This is a genomic window from Sphingopyxis sp. GW821-FHT12C06 (genome assembly GCF_058807415.1).
This window is the reverse complement of the sequence record NZ_JBXAQR010000007.1, coordinates 1-17,281: the sequence shown is the minus strand read 5'-3', so window position 1 is coordinate 17,281 and position 17,281 is coordinate 1. Positions and strand designations below refer to the sequence as shown.

Genomic DNA, 17,281 nt, shown 5'->3' with positions numbered 1-17,281 from the left:
TTTTTCCTCAATCGCCAAGGCCCCCGGGGCGTCAGCGCGGACCGACAGCCTCGCGCCGTGGCGGGGCTGGAGGGGAGCAAGCGTCCGCATTGACGGAGGGGAAGGGGGCCCAGTCGATGGTTGCCTAGCGGCCGATGAACCTGGGCTTCTCCTTGTTCTGAAAGGCTTCGAGCGCGATCCGGTGGTCGTCGAGAAGCTGGGTCACATTTTCATACGCGGCCGCCCGGTCGATGATTGCGTTTGCTGTGACTTTCAGGCCGGCATTGATGGACGCCTTGGTCCATTTGATCGAATGGGTGGCGCCGCTGGCGAGCCTTTTTGCCATTTTTGCGACGACGGCATCGAGGTCATCGGCGGGCACGGCTTCGGTGATCAAACCCATGGCCGCCGCATCGATCGCGGTGATGGGGTCGCCGGTCAGCAGATATCGGCGCGCGCGCGCATATCCGATCAACTGCGGCCACATAACGGCTCCGCCGTCGCCAGCGACAAGGCCGACCGAGACATGGGGATCGGCAAATACCGAATGATCGGAGGCATAGATGAAATCGCAATAGAGGGCCAGCGAGCAGCCCAACCCGATGGCCGGGCCATCGACCTTTGCGATGATCGGCTTTTCAAGGTCGAGCATTGCATTCTGGATCTTCCGGTCGCGCCGGATTCCGATGCTGGTAGCGGCGGCATCGCCATGCAGGGACAATAGCCATGTCAGGTCGCCGCCCGCACAGAAAGAACCCCCGGAGCCGGCGAGAATGACCACATCGACATTCTCGTCCCGGTCGATATCGTCGAAAATGTAAGAAAATTCCTCGTGCAACGCGAGGTTGATTGCGTTTTTCGTGTCGGGGCGATTCACGGTTATCGTCAGAATCTTGTCGTTCTGCTCGATCCGAAGTTCCTTGTAACGGTCATAGTTCATGTCTGTGCGTCCTCTTTGATATTGTCGCCGGCTGGCTGATCTGTGATCAGGCCCAGCCGCTTTGCGATTTTCTGCTGGAGAATGAATTTCTGGATCTTGCCCGACGGAGTCAGCGGGAATTCGTCGACGAACTCGACATATTCGGGGACTTTCCAGCGCGAGATGCGGTCCGCGCACCATTGCCGGATTTCGGGCCCGGTTATGTCGACGCCGTGGCGGATGGAAACGACAGCGCAGGCGACTTCGCCATATTTTGCGTCGGGCACGCCGACGACCGCGACATCGCTTATCGCCTCATGATCCTTCATGTAGCTTTCGATTTCGACCGGCGAGAGATTCTCTCCGCCGCGAATAATCATCTCTTTTTTCCGGCCGACAATGGCAACAAATCCCTCCGCGTTCATCGTCGCCAGATCGCCCGATGCGATCCAGGGCTGCGCGTCCGGACCGTCGGCGGTATCGGGATTGCTGCCATAGCCCAGCATGCCGCCGGGGCCGCGGTAGTGAAGCTCGCCGATTGCGCCGCGCGGGACCGAGCGGCCCCGTTCATCCCGAATGGCAACGCTTACTCCGACAAGCGGAGCGCCGCTCGTCCGCGTCTTGGTCTCGGGGCTGTCGGCAGACGTGGTGGTGGTGGTAACCCCGCAGGTTTCGGTCTGCCCGTAGCAATTGATAACGTCGGCGCCCAAAACATCCTCGCAGCGTTGCAGCAGGTTCCTTGTCACTGGCGCGCCGCCCAGAATGACCGTCTTCAGATTCTGCAGCGACCGGCCGGGAAGGGAGGGATCGTCCAGCATCGCGATCAGCATCGTCGGAACACCGATGAAGGCCGTGCATTCTTCGCGTTCGAGGATGTCGAGCGTTACGGCGGGTTTGAAAATATAGAGCGGGAGCGTCGTCGCGCCGACGAGCCCGGCGCCGGGGATCGAATTTCCCGAGCCACCGACATGAAACAGAGGGAAGCCCGGGCAGACCCGGCTATCCTCTCCGAGCCCCCATGTTCGATAGGAATTGCGGGCGGTGGTTGTGATCGCACGGTGCGAAAGCCGCACGGCTTTCGGAACGCCTGTCGTGCCCGAAGTATATTGGATCATGAACAGGCCGTCGGGATCGACGGCAACCGGCGCCAGCGGAACGCTCGCCATGGGCATCAGCCTGGTCCAGATGTCCGAAAAGGATTGCACATGGCGAAGACGGGGGATGCTCTTGCGCGCTTCACGGATGATCTCGACCGGGATGGCGCCGCCGATCCGGTCGGCATGAAATATGCCGACGGCGCCTGAATCCAGAAGGGCAAATTCCAGCTCGCTCAGCTTGTAGAGGGGGTTGAGTGCGACGAGGACGAGGCCAGCCTTGGCGATGGCATATTCCAGCAACACCCATTCGGCGTGGTTCGCGCCCCAAATGGCAATGCGTTCGCCGGGGACAAAATCCAACTCGGCCAGCGCGGTTGCCAGGCGCGCGGCATCTTCGTCCAGCTGCGCATAGGTCCAGACGACATCTGCGATGGCCGGTTGATGCCGGTAAACGACAGCCTCCTTGTCGCCCCATCGCGATGCCGCCTCTGTCAGAGCGTCGCCGAGCGACAGGGGCGCCGCATCGCGCATCCCGGCGTCGGGACTGGCAATCCGTTCTGAGAGGGACGGGGCGACGTTTTCCATTGTTCCTGTTTGCGACCTCCATGCGAAATCCCGGAGGCGGCGCCTGCGGAATATCGGCTTAGGGTCGCATGAGGTTCAGCTTAAACTCGTTTTCCCGCAGGCCGCAGGGATGCGGAGCATCCGTTCACGGAGTTCCGCGATTGCCGGGTCGATCCGTTCTTATGCGAGTTCAAGTTGAATGGCTTTGGATTTACCCCGGCCGCGAAATTTGCACGCTTGTTGAGGAAATGCGCGTTGCCGGCTCCGCTGGCGCGGCATGTTCATGGGGCTGAAATGAATAGTTTTCCTGAGTCCGATCATATCCAGATGCTGCGGGAAACGCTCTCGCGTTTCATCCAGAAAGAAATGCCACTTGATCTGGTCAGAAAATGGGATCGCGAGAATCATTTCCCCCGCGACGTCCATCGGAAGCTGGCGTCATTGGGCTTGATGGGACTGACGGTTCCCGAGGAATATGGCGGTGCGGGCAAGGACATACGCGCCACTATGATCGCCATCGAGCTGCTCTGCGGTCGCAGCATGGCGGTGGGCGGACCCTATATTCAATCGGCCTGCTATGCCGGACTCAATATTGCCGAGGTTGGCAGCGAGCGGCAAAAGCGGGAGCTGCTGCCGAAGGTGGCAAGCGAAGGCCTGATCTTCGCATATGGCATCAGCGAACCCGACGTCGGGGCCGATGTCGCGGCCGTGCGCACAACGGGGAAGGTCGTCGGCGAGCGCCTGATCGTCAACGGGTCGAAACGCTTTTGCTCGGGCGCGAAAATTTCCGACTATATCTACACGCTGGTCCGCACGGGGCCGCAGGACGAGAAATACAAGAATCTGACGCTGGTCCTTGTTCCGTCGCAGGCGGACGGAATTACCTATGAGGAGCAGGACGCGCTGGGTCTGAAAGGGACCGGGACTTTCGATGTCAATTTCGCCGAGGTTTCCGTTCCGCTCGAGAATATCGTCGGTGAAGAGGCTGGCTGGAATCGTGCCTGGCCGATGATGGCCGGGCCGGGTCTGGATATCGAAAAAATGGAGGTGGCGGCGATGGCGCTGGGTATTGCCGCCGCCGCCGCCGATGAGGCCTGGGCTTATGCACAGGAGCGTCACCAGTTCGGAAAGCCGATTTCGGCATTCCAGTCGGTCCGGCACATGCTGGCCGACGTCAGGACGAAACTCCATGCCTGCCGCGCGGTGACATATCAGGCGGCCGACGCGCTCGACCGCGACGGAAAGGCGCCTGTGGAAACATCCATGGCCAAGCTGTTCGTCTGTCAGACGGCCCAGGAGATCGTGCTATCATGCCAGCAGATTCTGGGGGCCTATGGATATATCAAGGAATTCGACATGGAGAGGCATGTTCGCGACATTCTGGTCATGCCGATCCTTGGCGGGTCTTCAGCGATTCAGAGAAACAACATCTGCAATATGTTGAAGCTTGGCAAATAGCCACGCGCCGACGATGTCCCGGGTCTGGCGAGCTTCATCGGCGCCGGCTTCGGGGGTTCAATCGACCGGGGAAACTCCTTCCACGAGAGCAAGCTGGGTGATCACGCCATGCGTGTGGCGCAACTGGATCATCCTCGAATAGGCGGGATCGCGATACCAGCCTTGCGCAGCGTCCCGATCGGGAAACTCGATCAGCACCATGGCGTGTCCCGGCGGTTCGTCGCCCTCGAGCTTTTCGCTTGCGCCGCCCTTGATCAGATAGCGGCCACCATATTGCTCGACGAGCGGTTCGGTGACCGATCGATATTCGCGATACCAGTCCCAGTTTTCAACGGTCAGCTTTCCGATAATATAGGCTGGCATATCGCACCCCTCTTTCGAGGGCCGGCTTATCGAAGGCGGATCTCAGCATGAACTCGCATATGGGAAGAGGGGGCTGGTAGAAGGTCGACAGGCGCATCATTGTTCGCGATATGCCGATGCCCAAATTACAATAAAAAGATCGGGGTGGGGATGTCTTTTCGCAGTGCAGATTCGTCCGGTTCAGACGCCGGCAGTGGCCCGCAAACTATGGGCGATTCCGATGTTCGCCGGCGCAAGAATCCAAAGCAGCAGCGTGCGGTTGTGACGGCCGAAGCCCTGATGCAGGCCACCGAGCAAATTATCATCCGCGAAGGTTTCAAAAACGCCACGACGAACAGGATCGCCGAAGTCGCCGGGGTGAGTGTCGGTTCGCTCTATCAGTATTTCCCGAACAAGCAGGCGATAGTTAAAGCGCTGATCGAGCAGACGGTGGCAAAGGCCGCTGCCAGAATTCGCGAGAATCTGCGCAATCTGATGGACGAGCCGCTCGCTCCGGCCTTGCGCCAGATTATGGCCGTGCTGCTGGACATCTACAGGGAACATGAATTCATTCTGTTCAGCATCTGGGATGAAGTTCCGGAGTTGAAGATCTATGCCAAGAGCATGGCTTTGGAGGTTCATACGCATTCGACAAATCTGGCATTTCTCGAACAGCATCATACCGAATTGACGGTATCCGATCTGCGCACAGCGCTCTTGTTCGTCGAACAGGCCACGATCCATAACATGCGGCATTTCGTCACCCGGAATCCAACCCAAATCACCGAGGATCAGATGCTCGACGAGCTGACGAAAATGGCGGTGAATTATCTGACGAAATGAGCGCCGCGCGTCCAAATGTTGCGGTTGGGGTCGCCATGCCGTTCAGGACGTGATGTGAAATCCGCCATCGATGCCGATGTGCTGGCCGGTAATATAGGATGCCGCGTCAGACAGGAAAAAGCAGGTGGCGGGAGCGATCTCTTCGGGAGAGGAAAAACGGCCGAGCGGGATGCTTTCGAGATAGCGGTCGCGGAATTTGTCCTGACGAATGGTTTCGGTCATCGCTGTTTCAACCAGCCCGTAACAGACGCTGTTCACGGCGATGTTGAAGCGACCCCATTCGCGCGCTGCGCTCATGGTCAGGCCCAGCACACCGGCCTTGGCCGCTCCATAATTTATCTGTCCCACCGTGCCTCGCCGCCCGGCGTCGGACGACACGTTGACGATGGCACCTGGACGGCGATCGCCGTTCCGGGCCTTGCCGATCATGTGCCGGCCGACGGCCTGCAGGCACAGAAAGGCGCCGGTCAGATTCACGTCGATCACCGACTGCCATTGTCCGGGCGTCATGTCGGCGATCATCGATGCGCGCACGATCCCCGCGTTGTTGATCAGGCCGTTGATGTCGCCGAATGTCTTCACGGTTTCTTCGACGGCGTTCGCGACGAAGCCGTCGTCGGTTATGTCGCCCGCGATACCTCGGACCCGCTCGGGATCATGCGTGGCGAAGCTGCGGTTCAGCGCGGCCGCGTCGATGTCGATCGCTGCAACCCGCGCCCCCATGCGGAGGGCATGCGAGGCAAGAGCTTCGCCAATGCCCTGTGCGGCACCGGTAATCACGATGACCTTGTTTTCGAGCGAGGCAGGGTTGTTCATGTCGGGCCTTTATCCAGTGAGACAGAATAGACAGGTCAGGCGCCCAGCATTCCGAGGATGGAAATGCTGCACACATTGTTGTTCGGAAAACCGCCGAGATTATGGGTCAGCGCCTTTTGGGGCCGGATCAGCTGGCGATCCCCCGCGCGATGGAGAAGCTGGAGATAGGCTTCATAAACCATCCGGAGGCCCGATGCGCCGATCGGGTGGCCAAAGCATTTGAGCCCGCCGTCGATATTGCTGGCGACCTCGCCATCGGCGTCGAACTTTCCGTCCAGCACATCGCGATATCCCGCGCCCGGGCGGGACAGACCAAGATCTTCCATCGTGACCAGTTCGGTAATGGAAAAACAGTCGTGAACCTCGACGAGATCGAGTTCGCGTAGCGGGTCGGAGATCCCGGCCTCGCGGTAGGCCCTTTGCGCCGCGATCCGTGTTGTATGGGCAAAGCTGCCATCCCAGCTGTTGTGCGACTGTTCCGAACCGTTGCTGAGCGCCAATTGTATGGATTTGATGCTGACCAGCGCGCCCGTTTTTCCGAGGCGGGCGGCCATTTCGGGGCTCGCGACAATCGCGCAGGCCGACCCGTCGCTGACTCCGCAACAATCGAAGAGCCCGAGCGGATAGGCGACCATCGGCGCATCGAGGATTGCCTCCTTCGAGATTCTGCGTCGTAAATGGGCCTTTGGATTTTTCGAGCCATTTTCATGACTTTTCCAAGAGATATGCGCCATCGCTTCCTTGAGCGTGGTCATCGGCACATCGTGCTGTGCGGCATAGGCACTGGCAAATTGCGCAAAGGATCCGGGCGCCGTGGCGCCGGGTTGCCAGAGGTCGTTGAAGGTCCCTCTGGTTCGCTCCGGCAGGCCGCCATAGCCGGTGTCCTTGAGTTTCTCGACGCCCAGCGCCAGCGCAATATCCGCGGCGCCGGCGGCCACGGCATAAACGGCACCGCGCAGCGCTTCCGAGCCTGTCGCGCACAGATTCTCGACGCGCGTGGCGGGGATATTGGGAAGGCGCAACGTCTGGGAAAGCGCCAGAGCGGACTTGCCCAGATTTTGCTCGTCCATCGCCAGCCCGAACCATGCTGCGTCAATCTGGTCCCGTTCTATGCCTGCATCGCTGACGGCTTCCTGAAAGGCTTCGGCGATGAGGTCTTCGGCGCTGCAATCCCAGCGCTCGCCGAAGCGCGAACATCCCATGCCGAGAATGACGACCTTGTCCCGGATACCTTCGGCCATTTATCGTACTCCCGCCGCGTCAGCGGGGACCGCTTTCCAGAAATAGCGGTGGAATTGCCGTTTCCTGTCCTTGTCCTTGATGCGAAAAGCAAAGCGAACCGGCATCCCGACCCGCAACTCGCCCGGATTGAAATCGGTGAATTCCATCATGATCACGCCGCCGTCGTCGAACGCTATGTTGCCATAGGCGAGGGGCGGATTGGCTGAAACGGCGAGCCAGTCTTCGGTATAGGATTTCACCCTGCCGGTCTTTTCCCGGAAAGGTTCATCGACCATATTGCCGAATGTTCGGCATTCCGGGTTGACGCAATATGGACCCTTTGGAAACTGCTTTGTCTGGCAAGTAGTGCAACGGCCGCCGATGAAGCCGGTCACGGCTTTCCGGTGGCGATTGAAAGCCGAAAGCGCGGTTCGGTTGTCGCGCTCGGCGCGGACACCCCAGTCTACTTCGATCTGGTCGTTGAACGACAGGAAGCGAAAGTAATTCTCGTCCTCCGCGCCGCCGTCGAGTTGTTGCTGCAACGGCCGTTCGTTCTGCCAGTCGTCGATGGCTTCGGTGGCCTCGAACAACATGGCCTGACAACCTTGGGCGACATTCACCACCAGGATTGTTTCACTGGGCTTCGCCTTCTCCAGTGCGAGGCAGAGCATGAGCAAGGCCTGCGCCGATCCGGCGTCTCCGCATCCGGCCTGCAACATGTCCGTCAGCGCGCTTTCGGGTATCGAACATTCGCGCGCGATCTGGCGGGCAGCGGCGTGACCGACACCGGCAAGGACTGCGTGATCGATGGTCGCTGCATCCAGGTTCGCGTCCGCCAGCAGGCTCCTGATTGCCGGTAGCGCAATTTTCAATTGGCCTTCGTCGCGCACCCAGCGTTCTTCGAGCAGATAGTCGGTCGCGGCGTGCGCGGAGCGATAATGATCGACGAAATCGATCGCGGTGCAATGTGCGGCGACGAAACGGGCAATCGGCTTTTCGGTGCCGGTGACCGCCGCCGCTGCTGCATGGCCTAGGGTCATTTCCTGCGCCGACGCAATTTTCGCGAGGCGCTTGTCGGAGGCGACAGTCAATGCGGTCTTCCCGGTTTCGAGTGCCTGAATCAGCGCGGTGATGCCGCAGCCGAGAGAGCCGGTGACATCTGCGCAGCGCGTGTCGGGAGACAGGGTGAGCGCTTCGGTAAGGATCACGGCGTTTGCGCGATCGACGAACGGGGGCGTGGTGCTTGCAAACTGGACGAGCTCGATTGGCATACCGCGCAGGCGGCCTATGCATGCGCGGCCTGCCTCCACCGCCATCGTCAGACTGTCCTCGTCATGGCCGCAAATGGCGCGGTGTCCTTTTGCGATCGACGCCAGGGCGGGATTCGCCCAGCCATTCGCTTTCGCGATCGCCTTCCGGGCGAGGCGCAGGCGCGGCAAATAGGCCGCGATCGAAACGATGCCGATGTCGCGCAAACTTTCCTCCGTCACAGGTCCGGCACGATCATCATCACTCGATCCGCAAGGAACCCGATGCGCGTCATCGGGCTGCGGCCGGGGTCTTGGCCGGGCGTCCTCTCTTCCTGGCAACGCCCACCCTCAGGTAAAACTCGTTTCGCGATCATTCGGTGGGGCAGGCGGGAAAGGGGTGGTTCTGGCGGCCGTTTCTATGTCCGCCGCACGTCGAGGTCGACCGGAAGCGAGCGGAACGCGAGCTGCAATCTGATTTTTCTGGATTTAGCACGGAACCCATGTCCAGACGAATATGTCCAGGGTCGGCGCCAACACGACTGACCCGGTATGAGGGGAGAGCATAGTGAGGTCAGCGAAAATAACACTCCTGCAGTCGGCTGCAGGGGCCGCCCTATTGATATCCGCCACGCCCGCCGCCGCACAGGTGGAGGAGATTGTGGTGACAGCGCAAAAGCGCGAGCAATCCATCCGCGACGTGCCGATTTCGATGGTCGCCATACAGGGACAGGACCTGCAGGACATGCAGCTGTCGGGGGTCGAAGATCTCGCCAAATCCCTGCCCAATGTTTTCGTGACCAAGGATGCGGTATCCAGCAATATCTATATCCGCGGGGTGGGGTCGGGATCGAATGCGGGCTTCGAGCAGGCGGTCGCGACATTCGTCGATGGCGTCTATCATGGCCGGTCACGCTATTCGCAATCGACGATCGTCGACATCGAGCGGATCGAGGTGCTGCGCGGTCCGCAAACCATCTATTTCGGGAACAATGCGATCGGTGGCGCCTTCAGCGTTACGACCGCCAGGCCCGATCTCGACGAGCTGCAAGGATATGGCCTTGCCTCCTATGAGTTCGTTGGCAATGAGCCCGTGGTCGAGGCGGCGATCAGCGCTCCCGTCGTGCCGGGCACATTGGCGGTCCGCGTCGCAGGACGCTATTCCGACCTCAACGGCTATATCCGGAATACGGGGACGGGTGCCCGCAATCCGAAGGTCGAAGACAAATTCGTGCGCTTTTCGGCGCTATGGCAGATGGCACCCGACTGGTCGGCACTGTTCAAGGCGGAATATGGAAAGCAGGATTCGACTGCGGCCTTCTCCACCCAGCTGACCAATTGTCCGGCGCCGCCTTTCGATCCGGCCACTACCTTTTCCTGTGGTTATGCCCTGGCCACCGGCCAGGAAACCGACTTTGATTTCCGGCGCTCTTCGATGGCCGGCGAGCGGGGCGGAATCGAAGCGTCGGAATATGTGCTCAAGATCGAACGCGACAACAGCGATGGTCTCGGCGTCGTCGCGCTCGGATCCTTTTCGAAGCATGACTTTCTCGTGACCGCGGATACCGATGGCGTGCCGGCCGACTTTTTCAGCTATAATTCGCCGGAAGATCTGAAGCAGTCTACGCTGGAACTCCGTTTCACGTCACCGGCGAGTTCCAGGCTGCAATATATTTTCGGCGGCTATTATCTGGACTCGAAATCGAGCGTCGGAACGACCCTCAACTTCCCGTTCGCCTCCATGCTTTTGCAGGGACCGCTGGCGGTGCTGCAACCCTATGCTCCCCTCTCCGGCGTTACCCAGCTGGACCAGAAGGAAACCGCGCTTTCGGCTTTCGGCGCGGTCACCTATCCCTTCACCGACAGCCTCTCGCTGACGCTTGGTCTGCGTTATACGCATTCCAAAAAGCAAGGGGTTCAGTCCGCAACCAACGCGCGGGCCAATGACGCATTCGGCCTGTCCACCACGCCGCTACCCGCCGGGTTACAGCCGGTGGCGCAGGCGCTGACCGGATTTGTCGATCACACGACCAGCGCATCGGTCGAGGGCGACGATTTTCTTCCGTCCGTGACTTTGCAATACAAGCTCGACAGCAACGTGACATTCTACGGGAAGTTCAGCGAAGGCTTCAAGGCGGGCGGCTTCGACGCGGTGGAGCTCACCGGCGTTGCCGATCGCCTGACTTTCGCTCCCGAAACGGTCCGTGCCTATGAAATGGGTCTGAAGTCCCTGCTGTTCGATCGGGCGGTGTCGTTCAACCTCGCCCTGTTCCGGAGCGATTATAAGGATCTGCAACAGAGCGTCGCCCAGAGCACGCCGACATCCGCTTTTATCAGTGTGACGAACGTGGGCGGGCTGCGGACGCAGGGCGCCGAGGTCGAGCTCAACTGGCGGCCGGGTTCCAATTTCGATTTCGGGGTGAATCTGGCCTATCTCGACGCTGCTTATAAAGACTATGCAAATGCCGGTTGCACGGTTGCTCAATCCGCCGCAGCCTTGGCAAATGGCGTGGCGGTCTGCGCTCAGGATCTGAGCGGCGAGGCGCCGCCATTCGCGCCGAAATGGGCGGGCCATGCCCGCGCCGGCTACACCCATCCCATCGGCAGCAACTTGCAGTTCAAGGGCGATGCGGCGGTTTCCTTTTCCAGTTCCTATAATGTGAATGCCGACAAGGATCCGAACACGGTGCAGGGCGCCTGGCAGCGTTTTGATCTGCGTCTGGGTATCGGCGACATTGACGGAAAATGGGAACTCGCCTTCGTCGGCAAGAATCTGGCGAACGAAAAGGTCATGGGTTCGGCCACCGATGTCGTTGCCTCGCCGGGGTCGTTCGCGCGCTCGATCGACCGGGGTCGCACTTTTGCAATACAGGCCCGGTTCGCGCTGAACTGAGGTGATGAAATCGGCAAATTCGGGAGTGAGGTCATCCTCACTCCCGTTTTTTTCTCCAGTGCCGTTTGTTTTTCAGTCGCCCGGCAACCTCGCGGCGCGCTTTTCGACGAACGCGGCAAGGGCTTGCGCATGATCGGCCGTGTGGTGAGCGAGGGCCTGATAGGCGGCCGACAGTTCGAGCAGCGGGGCAAGTTTCATATTCTGCCCCTCGCGCAGCAGCCGTTTTGCCATGCGCGTCGCGTGTCCCGGGTTCGCGGCGACGCCCGCCGCGAGGACAAGTGCACGCTCGATCAACCGGTCCGCCGGCAACACTTCGGTGACAAGCCCATAGGCGAGCGCCGTTGCGGCATCGATCGTCTCACCGGTGAGCGTCATCTGGGTGGCGCGCGGCATGCCGATAACCCGTGGCAGCAGCCACGCACCGCCATCGCCCGGGATCAGGCCGAGTTTTACAAAGCTTTCTGCGAAGATGGCGGTGTCCGCCGCGATGCGGATATCGCACATGCAGGCGAGGTCGAGACCGGCACCGATCGCCGGTCCGTTTATCGCGGCGATCACCGGCACTTCCAGTTCATAAAGCGCCGCCGGAATGAGCTGGATGCCCGTGCGATAATTGTTGCGAAGAGCATAGGGCGAGCCCGCGAACATGCCGCTTTTTTCCTGCATATGCCGGATATTGCCGCCCGCGCAGAAGGCCGAACCGTTGCCGGTCAGGACGATCGCGCGGACCGTGGGATCGCGCGTGACGTCGGCGCAGAAGGCGGCAATCTCTTCGCTGTAGGCGGTTTCGGAAATGGCGTTGCGCTGTTCGGGGCGATCGAGCGTTGCAATGACGATGGCCCCGTCGCGCTCGACGAGAAGAAAGGGTTTCATGACAGATCCAGTCCTGTTTCGAAGGACGCCGGATTATCCGGCGGTTCCCTGCGAGCTAGGCTCGCGCGGCGCGGCAAGACCAATATTGATTGCCAAGATTTTGATAGGGGCTGACTATCAATGGACCTTCGCCAGCTACGTTATTTCGCTATGGTCGCCGACACGCTGAACTTTCATCGCGCGGCCGAACGGCTCAATATCTCGCAGCCGCCGCTGACCGTCGCCATCCGTAAACTGGAAGAGGATCTCGGCGCGCGGCTGTTCGATCGCGAAAGCCGCGGCGTACGGTTGACCGACGCGGGCCGCGCCGCCCTGCCTGTCGTTCGGGCGACGCTGGAACAGGCGGCGCGCGTGCGCGAGGCCGTGACGCGCGGACAGGAAGGGGAGAGCGGGACATTGTCGATCGGTTTTGTGGGGTCAGCTACAAGTGCCGCGTTGCCGCGCATCATCCCGGCCTTCCGCACATCCTATCCCGGCGTTGATCTGCGTCTGGATGAAATGACCAGCGTGTCGATTGCCGATGCCCTCACCGAGGGGCGGCTCGACGTGGGGCTGGTACGCTTGCCGCTGATGCGGGCTTCGGACCTCGACACGAGCGTGATCGAGCGTGACCGGCTTGTTGTCGCACTGGGCGCCGCGCACCCGCTGGCGCGGCGGTCGACGCTCGCGCTTGCCGATTTGGCCGACGAGCCGCAAGTGCTTCACGGCCCGGTCAGCGTGCTGCGTTCGATTGTGCTGCTCGCCTGCCGGTCGGCGGGTTTCTCTCCCGTGATCGCGCAAGAGGCGACGCAGGTTCAAACGATCCTGAGCCTGGTGCAGTCGGGACTGGGCATCGCGCTGGTCCCTTCCGCGATAAAACGCGTCGCGCCCGCGGACGTGCACATGATTCCGCTCGCCGAGCCGCTGTATGTCGAGCTCGCAATGGTGACGCGGCGGAATGCGGGCGTGCTCGCCCGAAATTTCGTTTCCGTCGCTGGCACGGCGATCGATACGCAAACGGTATCGGTCTGATCCGAGTAAATATTTGATGCGCGATGCCAAGGCCCGGCATGGCGTCCCTGTTCGACGCGCGACGCCGGACGGGGATGGGAGACGGGCCGCTGTTCGACACATTGACACTCGCGGCCCTGCCGCCCGGGGACGAGGCGCTTCGTCCGGTTATCCGTGGGCTTCTCGACGAGATGATGGCGGACATTCCCGTCGATGTCCGGGCTCGCTCATGGCAGGGCTTCGATGCGGCCTTCAGCCGCAGGCTCGGTGCGGCGGGCCTGTTGGGGCTGACCTTGCCGAAACGCTATGGAGGCAGCGAACGCGGGCCTTTTGCGCGCTTCGTCGTTGTCGAGGAACTGCTTTCGGCGGGCGCTCCGGTGGCGGCACACTGGATCACCGACCGGCAGACCGCGCCGTTGATTCTCAACTTTGGAAGTGAAGCCCAGCGCGAAGAGTATCTGCCGCGCATCTGTCGCGGCGAAATCTTCTTTTGCATCGGGATGAGCGAGCCCGGATCCGGGTCCGATCTGGCGAGCGTGCGCACCCGCGCCGAGCGGACCGAAGCGGGCTGGCGCGTCAATGGCCAGAAGATCTGGACCACCCATGCGCTCCGCAGCAATTATATGATCGCCTTGCTCCGCACATCCGGCGCGGCGGAGAGTCGGCACGTCGGTCTCTCCCAGATGATTATCGATCTGAAGACGCCTGGCGTGACCATCCGTCCGATTGTCGACCTGACCGGAGACTCCCATTTCTGCGAAGTCTTTTTCGAGGATGTGGAACTCCCCGAAGACGCACTGATCGGGCGGGAGGGTGACGGCTGGATGCAAGTAAACGCCGAGCTGGCGTTCGAACGAAGCGGACCCGAGCGCATCTATTCGAGTGTCGTGCTGCTCGACGCGTGGGTCCGCCATCTTCAGGCGGCGGGACGAAATGATCCGGCAACGGCCGGACTGGTCGGAGATTTCACAGCGCGGCTGGGAATGTTGCGGGCGATGTCGATCGCCTGCACGGCGCGGCTGGCTGCCGGGGAAAGCCCTGTTGTCGAAGCCGCACTGGTCAAGGATCTCGGCACCGGCTTCGAGCAGCATTTGCCGGCGGCGATCGGGGACGATCTCGCCGCCCATCCCGACGAGCCGGTCGATGCCGAACTCTATCGAACGCTGACTTATCTGACCTGCATTGCACCGAGCTTCTCGCTGCGCGGGGGGACGCGTGAGGTCATGCGGGGTATCATCGCGCGCGGTATGGGATTGAGATAATGAACGAATTTGTCGATCCTTTCGAGCGGATGCTCGAAGACATTGCCGGACCATCGCAGGTTCGCGCGATCGAGCGCGGCGGCGATGCGGGTGCCATGTGGGATGCTTTCGCCGCCTCGGGTTTTCTCGATGCGCTGGTCGCGGAGGACAAGGGTGGGGGTGGACTGGAACTGGCGGAAGTGCATCCCCTGTGGGAGGCGCTCGGCCGCCATGCGATGCCCTTGCCGGTCGGCGAAACGATGATCGCGCGTCATCTTCTGGCCGCCGCGGGGGCGGCTGTTCCCGAGGGCCCGCTGGCGATCGGCACGGCAGACCATGACGGCGCATTCCTTGTCCCGTCAGGTCTTGTCGCGACCCACATATTGGTGGACGCGGGGGGCACGCTTCATCTCGTCAAGACGGACCGTGAGCGGGCGGTCGTAACCGGTGTGGTCGGCAGCCTCGGTGCGCGTCTGAGTTGGCGGGACATCCCGGGAGATGGCATCGGCACGATCGCGGCGGGCGGCTTGCGCGCTATCGGAGCGTTGTTGCGCGCAAGTCTGATTTCGGGGGCGGCCGGACGGTTGATCGAAATGACCGTCGCCTTTGCCAATGAACGGATCCAGTTCGGCAAGCCGATCGGACGGCAACAGGCGGTCCAGCAAAATCTGGCGGTGATGGCGGAAGATGTCGTCGCGGTGCGCATTGCGTCCCAGCTTGGCTGCGCGGCGGGGCTGCCGCCTTCGCTGGCGGCGGTCGCTACCGCGAAGGCCGTGGCAAGCGCCGCCGCTGCCCGCATTGCCGCCAGCGCCCATGCGATCCACGGCGCGATCGGGATCAGCGAAGAGCATGACCTCCAGCTGTTTTCGCGCCGGATGCACGAATGGCGCTTCGCCGACGGGTCGGAAACATTCTGGAATCGCAAATTAGGCTCGGCGCGGCTGGCCGTCTCTACGGGCTCGGTCGATTTTGTCCGCGGCAGCCTGGCCTTCGCGTCCGCCGCAGGGGGCTAGGACTGCTCGTCCAGGAGCGCGGGGTCTTTGGTAATCTTCACCATGCGTGCATTATATTTGAACGTTTTGATCGTGATCGCCGTCTCGACATGCCGCACGCCGGGCAGGGTCAGTATCCGCTGGGATGCCAGATCGGAGAGTGCATCCAGTTCGTTGAACAGGCAGAGGGCGAGGATGTTGAACTCGCCCGTTGTCGCCATCACACCGTCGATCTCGGGAATTTTCGAAATTTCCTGCATGACCGCCCGGACCGATGCGGTTTTGGCCTGAATGTTGATGAAGGCGAGACGCGATTTGCGCGCCATCGCCAGACCGGTGATGGCGGTAAAGGCGATAAGCCGCTCGCTTTGCAGCCGCTTGATCCGCCCGCGTACGGTGCCTTCGGTCACCCCCAGCTGGCTGGCGATCCGGCTGTTGGGCACGCGGGCGTCGAGCGAAAGCAGATCGATCAGGCGCAAGTCGAGTTCGTCGAGCTGGACGGCACCCATCGTCAATTCTCCGGCATGATCGGTACGGCATCGAACTGATATTTGACGATGTCGGCAATGATGGCAGGGCTGACCGAACGGATGCCCTCGATCTGCCCGATTTTGTCGAGCAGAAATGCTCCGAGCTCGCTGGTGTCGCGCAGCGCTACCAGCATGTCGATATCATAGCGGCCGGTGACGAGATGGGCGGCAACCACCTCGGGTAGCGTCGCCAGTTCCCGCGCGACGTCCGACGCAGCACGGCCCTCGACCTCGAGGGTCACGCGCAACAACAGATCGTAGCCGCGCGCCGCGAAGTCCGACTCGGCGATGATGCGCAGCTCGTCGGCTTCTTCCATTCGCCTGATGCGTGTCGAAATGGTCGTGGCGGTCAGCCCGAGCGCTTTTGCGATCTGTTGATTGGTCGCACGACCATTTTCGCGCAATTGTTCGACAATGGCGAGATCGGTTGCGTCGAAACTGAAGCTCAATGGCATATCCTCATACGCCGGGTGTCCTCGGCCGCGCCGGTTCTTAGCTCGCCACACCGGACACCGCCAGTGCCGCCGACGGGATTGGTGCCGGTCCTTTCGCCATGTTGATGCGCATCCGCGCGGCGTCCGCGACCTCCCGCCCCAAGGCAAGCAGGCTGGTTTCGATTTTTGGCTCAAGGCAGCGGCCATCGGGTCCGAAGGGTGGCGGAGCGGTATTGATTGCGACGCCGAACGGTGTGTTCCATCCGCGCAGGGCATGGACGATTCCGCGCAACGCGGTCAGCGTGGTTACGGCTCCCTGCCAGCCTGCTCCGGTGGTGATGGCGCCAACCGGGCGGCCATGGAAATAGGGAGATGCGTCTCCCGACATGTCTTCGACATAATCGAGCGCATTTTTGATCAGCCCCGAAATGCTGCCGTGATAACCGGGGGATCCGATGATGATCCCGTCGGCGCGGCGCAGCGAAGCAATCAGGTGGAGGCTTGCTGCGTTGCGATCCTTGCGCTCCCACGCATAAATGGGAAGCTCGAGCTCGGGGCCGGAAATCATCAGGCTATCGGCGCCGGCCGCCTGCGCCCCGGCCAGGGCGATCCGGAGCGCCTTTTCGGTCGTGCTGTTTGCGGACGTCGTTCCGCCAAGAGCGACGATGAATGGCGGCCGGTCGGCCGGGATCTTGGGTACCCGAATAGCGGGGTTGGTTGTCGTCATCGGATTTTCCTCAGCTTTGTGCCTTGAGCATATCGAGAGCGACATCGACGATCATGTCTTCCTGTCCGCCGACCATTTTGCGGCGTCCGAGTTCGACGAGGATCGCGCGGGTGTC

The 17,281-nt window shown here is 61.3% G+C and carries 17 protein-coding genes; 6 read left to right on the top strand and 11 right to left on the bottom strand.

Features of this window, described 5'->3' with window-relative positions; translation table 11 throughout:
* Positions 1–124 precede the first annotated feature (124 nt).
* Positions 125–919 (bottom strand): enoyl-CoA hydratase/isomerase family protein, encoded by a 795-nt coding sequence (locus tag AC1RRJ_RS19465; RefSeq protein ID WP_493125779.1) that lies wholly within the window; start codon positions 917–919, stop codon positions 125–127.
* Complete coding sequence (locus tag AC1RRJ_RS19460) at positions 916–2,526, bottom strand: AMP-binding protein (RefSeq protein ID WP_493125777.1); 1,611 nt, start codon at positions 2,524–2,526, stop codon at positions 916–918. The genes AC1RRJ_RS19465 and AC1RRJ_RS19460 overlap by 4 nt, the downstream gene beginning before the upstream one ends.
* A gap of 327 nt (positions 2,527–2,853) precedes the next feature.
* Between AC1RRJ_RS19460 and AC1RRJ_RS19455 the strand changes: the two genes are divergently transcribed.
* Complete coding sequence (locus AC1RRJ_RS19455) at positions 2,854–4,017, top strand: acyl-CoA dehydrogenase family protein (protein WP_493125775.1); 1,164 nt, start codon at positions 2,854–2,856, stop codon at positions 4,015–4,017.
* 57 nt (positions 4,018–4,074) lie between these two features.
* Here the strand turns inward: AC1RRJ_RS19455 and AC1RRJ_RS19450 are convergent, their stop codons facing one another.
* The gene (locus AC1RRJ_RS19450) at positions 4,075–4,380 is read right to left on the bottom strand and encodes a DUF1330 domain-containing protein (protein WP_493125773.1); all 306 of its coding nucleotides are present in this window, start codon (positions 4,378–4,380) and stop codon (positions 4,075–4,077) included.
* Between the two features lie 150 nt (positions 4,381–4,530).
* Between AC1RRJ_RS19450 and AC1RRJ_RS19445 the strand changes: the two genes are divergently transcribed.
* Positions 4,531–5,202 (top strand): TetR/AcrR family transcriptional regulator, encoded by a 672-nt coding sequence (locus AC1RRJ_RS19445; protein WP_493125771.1) that lies wholly within the window; start codon positions 4,531–4,533, stop codon positions 5,200–5,202.
* 42 nt (positions 5,203–5,244) lie between these two features.
* Here the strand turns inward: AC1RRJ_RS19445 and AC1RRJ_RS19440 are convergent, their stop codons facing one another.
* From AC1RRJ_RS19440 to AC1RRJ_RS19430, 3 genes are read right to left on the bottom strand one after another with little or no spacing between them, the layout of a single operon-like run.
* Positions 5,245–6,018, bottom strand: coding sequence for an SDR family NAD(P)-dependent oxidoreductase (locus AC1RRJ_RS19440; RefSeq protein WP_493125769.1), 774 nt, complete (start codon positions 6,016–6,018; stop codon positions 5,245–5,247).
* Between the two features lie 35 nt (positions 6,019–6,053).
* Positions 6,054–7,259 carry an acetyl-CoA acetyltransferase gene (locus AC1RRJ_RS19435; protein ID WP_493125767.1) on the bottom strand — a complete coding sequence of 402 codons (1,206 nt, stop codon included), beginning with the start codon at positions 7,257–7,259 and terminating at the stop codon, positions 6,054–6,056.
* Positions 7,260–8,729 (bottom strand): OB-fold domain-containing protein, encoded by a 1,470-nt coding sequence (locus AC1RRJ_RS19430; RefSeq protein ID WP_493125765.1) that lies wholly within the window; start codon positions 8,727–8,729, stop codon positions 7,260–7,262.
* A 421-nt stretch (positions 8,730–9,150) separates the two neighbouring features.
* Between AC1RRJ_RS19430 and AC1RRJ_RS19425 the strand changes: the two genes are divergently transcribed.
* A complete protein-coding gene (locus AC1RRJ_RS19425) occupies positions 9,151–11,379 on the top strand; it encodes a TonB-dependent receptor (protein WP_493125763.1) in 2,229 nt (742 codons plus the stop codon).
* Positions 11,380–11,451: 72 nt separating this feature from the next.
* Here AC1RRJ_RS19425 and AC1RRJ_RS19420 read toward each other — a convergent pair whose 3' ends face one another.
* Positions 11,452–12,252 (bottom strand): crotonase/enoyl-CoA hydratase family protein, encoded by an 801-nt coding sequence (locus AC1RRJ_RS19420; protein ID WP_493125761.1) that lies wholly within the window; start codon positions 12,250–12,252, stop codon positions 11,452–11,454.
* Between the two features lie 120 nt (positions 12,253–12,372).
* Between AC1RRJ_RS19420 and AC1RRJ_RS19415 the strand changes: the two genes are divergently transcribed.
* The 3 genes from AC1RRJ_RS19415 to AC1RRJ_RS19405 are packed head-to-tail and all read left to right on the top strand — an operon-like array spanning position 12,373 to position 15,496.
* A complete protein-coding gene (locus tag AC1RRJ_RS19415) occupies positions 12,373–13,263 on the top strand; it encodes a LysR family transcriptional regulator (protein ID WP_493125759.1) in 891 nt (296 codons plus the stop codon).
* A gap of 38 nt (positions 13,264–13,301) precedes the next feature.
* A complete protein-coding gene (locus tag AC1RRJ_RS19410; RefSeq protein WP_493125757.1) occupies positions 13,302–14,504 on the top strand; it encodes an acyl-CoA dehydrogenase family protein in 1,203 nt (400 codons plus the stop codon).
* Complete coding sequence (locus AC1RRJ_RS19405; protein ID WP_493125755.1) at positions 14,504–15,496, top strand: acyl-CoA dehydrogenase family protein; 993 nt, start codon at positions 14,504–14,506, stop codon at positions 15,494–15,496. Before AC1RRJ_RS19410 ends, AC1RRJ_RS19405 begins: the two co-directional genes overlap by 1 nt.
* Here the strand turns inward: AC1RRJ_RS19405 and AC1RRJ_RS19400 are convergent.
* The 4 genes from AC1RRJ_RS19400 to AC1RRJ_RS19385 form a co-directional block, all read right to left on the bottom strand.
* On the bottom strand, positions 15,493–15,984 hold the full coding sequence (locus tag AC1RRJ_RS19400) for an Lrp/AsnC family transcriptional regulator (protein ID WP_493125753.1): 492 nt from the start codon (positions 15,982–15,984) through the stop codon (positions 15,493–15,495). The two genes, AC1RRJ_RS19405 and AC1RRJ_RS19400, sit on opposite strands and share 4 nt — an antisense overlap.
* 2 nt (positions 15,985–15,986) lie before the next feature.
* The gene (locus tag AC1RRJ_RS19395; RefSeq protein WP_493125751.1) at positions 15,987–16,460 is read right to left on the bottom strand and encodes an Lrp/AsnC family transcriptional regulator; all 474 of its coding nucleotides are present in this window, start codon (positions 16,458–16,460) and stop codon (positions 15,987–15,989) included.
* 37 nt (positions 16,461–16,497) lie between these two features.
* Positions 16,498–17,166, bottom strand: a complete 669-nt coding sequence (locus tag AC1RRJ_RS19390; RefSeq protein ID WP_493125749.1) for an NADPH-dependent FMN reductase — start codon at positions 17,164–17,166, stop codon at positions 16,498–16,500.
* A 10-nt stretch (positions 17,167–17,176) separates the two neighbouring features.
* Positions 17,177–17,281, bottom strand: a 105-nt coding sequence (locus AC1RRJ_RS19385; RefSeq protein WP_493126265.1) for a hypothetical protein, incomplete at its 5' end; no start/stop codon positions are given.